This is a genomic window from Mitsuaria sp. TWR114 (genome assembly GCF_007997345.1).
In genome coordinates this window covers 1-3,532 of record NZ_VOSR01000124.1, presented here as the reverse complement: position 1 = coordinate 3,532, position 3,532 = coordinate 1, and the positions used below count along the sequence as shown (strand labels likewise).

Genomic DNA, 3,532 nt, shown 5'->3' with positions numbered 1-3,532 from the left:
GCCAGCAAGGCGGCCAGCAGCGCCACCAGGTTCAGGAACTTGGTCGCGCGGTCCAGCGTCTGGCGCATCTCGGGCCGGCCGGTCTCCAGCGACTCCAGCCGCACGCCGCGCCAGTGGCCGTCCTTCATCTGCTGGCGGGTCTGCGTGGTGAACTGCTGCACCGCGCTGCCCGGTTCCTGCCCCTGGCCGATCACCGCGAAGCGGTAGGTGACCCGGCTCGCCGGCTGGATCAGCGCGGTGGCGGCGAGGTCCGACTGCGCCAGCATCACCCGCGGCGCGAAGTTGAGGAAACCGGCGCCCCGGTCGGGCTCATTGGCGATCTCGCCAGCGATGGTGAGCGTCGCGTCGCCCAGCAGCAGCGGATCGCGACCTTCAGGCCCAGCGCGCTCAACACGCCCGCGTCGACCCAGACCGTGCCGGCGGCCGGCGCACCGACCTGACGACCGTCCTTCAAGCTCAGCGCCCCACGCAGCGGGTAGCGCGCCCCGACGGCCTTGACCGCCACCAGGCGGCTGCCGCCGCCCTGGTCCTCGCCGGCGCGCGCCATGCTCGGGAAGTTCAGCGTCTCGACGCTGCGCAGGTTCAGGCGATCGGCCAGCTGCCGCACCGCGGCGGGCGTCGGCTGGTCGCTCGCGACCACCGCGTCACCGCCGAGCAGTTGGGCGGCGTCGCGTCGCAGGCCCTGGTCCAGTCGGTCCGACAGGAAGGCCACCGCGCACACGGCGGCCACCGCCAGCATCAGGGCCAGGATCAGCAGGTGCAATTCGCCGGCGCGCGCATCGCGCCAGGTCTGCAGGGACATCTGACGCCACAGGGACGGCGGACGCCGGCCGGCCGGGTCGGCGGAGGGCCGGGCCACGGAAGCTCCAGCGGGGCCGGCTGGGTCGGCGGAGGGGGAAGACGGGTGCGCGCTCATGCGCGGACTGTAGCGAACCGCATGCCCGCCTGCTGCCGCGGGGAGACGGCCATGCAATCGGCTTGAACAGTCCGTGCAACCGGTTTTGACGATGCAGCCGGGCGCCGGGCGTTCAATGGCCCCATGAAGCCTCCCTTCCCTTCCCTGTTCGTCTCGCACGGCTCGCCGATGATCGCGCTGGAACCCGGCGAGACCGGCGCCTTCCTGCAACATCTCGGCCGGACGCTCGCCGCCGGCTGGGGCCGGCCGCGCGCGGTGCTCGCGATCTCCGCGCACACCACCGCGCGCGCGGCGCTGCTGCTCGGCGCGCCACGGCACGAGGCGGTCTACGACTTCGGCGGTTTCCCGCCGGCGCTGTCCGCGCTGCGCTACGACGCGCCCGGCGATCCGGCGCTGGCCGAGCGGCTCGGCCAGACGCTGGCCTTGCCCGTCGTCGAGCACGGCGGACTGGACCACGGCATCTGGACCGCGCTGCGCTACCTGATCCCCGCGGCGGACGTGCCGGTGATCCCGTTGACGCTGACGCCGCACGCGTCGCCGGCGCAGCTGATGGCGCTCGGCGAGCAACTGCAGGGCCTGGGCGCGGACGGGGTGCTGGTCCTGGGGACCGGCAGCATCACGCACAACCTGAGGCTGCTGATGCGCTCCGCGGTCACCGGGACCGCCGCTGGCGACGGCGTGCCGGAGATGCCGGAATCGGCTGCCTTCCGGCGCTGGTTCGCGGAGCGCTCGGCGGCCCGGGACTGGCCGGCGCTCGCGGCCTACCGGGCGCAGGCACCCCATGCGACGCTGATGCACCCGACCGACGAGCACCTGCTGCCCTGGTATGTCGCCGCCGGTGCCGGCGGTCGCGATCATGCGCCGTTGCGGATCCACGAGGGCGTCACCTTCGGCTGCCTCGGAATGGATGCCTATGCGTTCGGGCCGCAGGCCGGCGCGCTCCAGGACGCGCTGGCGCATGCCGATGCGCGTGCCGATACGCCGGCCGACGCGCCCGCCGCGGCCTCCTGATCCGCCGACCCACCAACGACAACGGCCCCGCAGGGCCGTTGTTCATCAGGACACCGCGTCGGCGATCAGAGGAAGATCGCCGCGAGGATCCCGAGGATCAGCGCCCACTTGACGATGTAGTAGCCGAGGCGGGATCTCGCCTTGAACGCCTTGAAGAACAGGCGCACCTTGTACGCGTGATAGAAGAACTTGTTGAGGCCGCCGATGGGCTCGCTCTCCAGGTTCTGCGTCGCCGCCGAGGTCATCACCAGCTTGCCGAAGGCGCGGTTGAGCCAGCGGATCGGCGCGAAGTGGACCGGGCGCTCCACGTCGCAGAACAGGATCACGCGCTGATGCGTCGTGGTGTTCTCGGCGTAGTGGATGAAGGTCTCGTCGAACATCACGTCCTCGCCGTCCTTCCAGTGGTAGCGCTGGCCGTCGACCTCGATGTAGCAGCCCGGGTCGTTGGGCGTGGTCAGGCCCAGGTGGTAGCGCAGCGAGCCCGCGTAGGGGTCGCGGTGACGCACCAGCTTCGCGCCCGGCGGCAGCGACGCGAACATCGCCGCCTTCACGCCGGGGATCTGCTTGAGCAGCTCGACCGTGCGGGGGCACAGCGCGTTGGCCGAGGCCATGTCCCGGTCATACCACTTCAGGTAGAAGCGCTTCCAGCCGGTCTTGAAGAACGAGTTGAAGCCGATGTCGTTGTAGCCGGACGCGGCCTTGATGAAGCCCTCGTCGTTGAGCTTGAGGGCTTCCTCGCGGATCACCTGCCAGTTGTCGCGCAGCAGCTTGAGCTCGGGGAACTCGGCCGTGTTCAGGTAGGGCGTGGCGGGGGCGCGGGAGAACAGGTACATGACCGCGTTGATCGGCGAGATCAGCACGGTGAAGTCGGTGAGCGCGCGGGCCAGCTTGAAGCGGACGCGGCCGCGGAAATGGGCGTACAGCGCCGAGGCGATGAAGATCGCCAGCACCCAGTAACGCGTGGGCGGCAGCCAGTCGGCCATGTGTCGGGACTCCTGAAGACAAGCGGCGGATTATCGGCGATCGAGCGCCAGCGACGCCGCCCAGAAGGCCATTCCCCCGAAGGCCAGGGCGACGCCCACCCATCCGGTGGAGGTCCAGCCGTGGCCCGCGGCGATCGCCAGCCCGCCCAGCCAGGGGCCCAGCGCATTGGCCGCGTTGAAGGCGGAATGGTTGAGCGCCGCGGCCAGCGTCTGCGCATCGCCGGCGACATCCATCAGCCGCGTCTGCAGCACCGTGCCCAGCCCGCCGCCGCAACCGATCAGGAAGACCACCGGCAGCAGCGTCCACAAGTGGCCGGCGGCGAAGGGGTACAGCGCCAGCGACGCGGCGCTCCACAGCAGCAGCCCGCCGACGGTGGGCATCAGCGCGCGGTCGGCGGCCCAGGCGGCGCCAAGCGTGCCGGCCGTCATCCCCATGCCGAACACGCTCAGCACCACTGGCAGCAGGCCGGGGCCGGCGCGGGTGACCTCGAGCAGCGTCGAGCCCAGGTAGGTGTAGACGGCGAACATGCCGCCGAAGCCGATCGTCGCGATGCCCAGCGTCAACCAGACTTGGCGGCGGCCGAGCGCGCCGAGCTCGCGCATCGCGCTGGCGCCGGGCTGG

The 3,532-nt window shown here is 71.4% G+C and carries 2 protein-coding genes and 2 pseudogenes; 1 reads left to right on the top strand and 3 read right to left on the bottom strand.

Annotated features, from left to right (window positions below; genetic code table 11):
- Window positions 1–802 (bottom strand): annotated as a pseudogene (locus FUT87_RS06030) (ABC transporter permease); the annotation flags it as partial.
- Window positions 803–1,039: 237 nt separating this feature from the next.
- Here FUT87_RS06030 and FUT87_RS06025 point away from each other — a divergent pair.
- The gene (locus FUT87_RS06025; protein WP_147240410.1) at window positions 1,040–1,927 is read left to right on the top strand and encodes a dioxygenase; all 888 of its coding nucleotides are present in this window, start codon (window positions 1,040–1,042) and stop codon (window positions 1,925–1,927) included.
- 65 nt (window positions 1,928–1,992) lie between these two features.
- Here the strand turns inward: FUT87_RS06025 and FUT87_RS06020 are convergent, their stop codons facing one another.
- Window positions 1,993–2,910 (bottom strand): aspartyl/asparaginyl beta-hydroxylase domain-containing protein, encoded by a 918-nt coding sequence (locus FUT87_RS06020; RefSeq protein WP_091734142.1) that lies wholly within the window; start codon window positions 2,908–2,910, stop codon window positions 1,993–1,995.
- 30 nt (window positions 2,911–2,940) lie between these two features.
- Window positions 2,941–3,532, bottom strand: a pseudogene (locus FUT87_RS06015) (MFS transporter); the annotation flags it as partial.

What these genes read in the sequence shown, in the direction of transcription:
- FUT87_RS06025 (WP_147240410.1), top strand. Translation starts at nt 1,040, where the DNA reads ATGAAGCCTCCCTTCCCTTCCCTGTTCGTCTCGCACGGCTCGCCGATG.
- FUT87_RS06020 (WP_091734142.1), bottom strand. Translation starts at nt 2,910, where the DNA reads ATGGCCGACTGGCTGCCGCCCACGCGTTACTGGGTGCTGGCGATCTTC.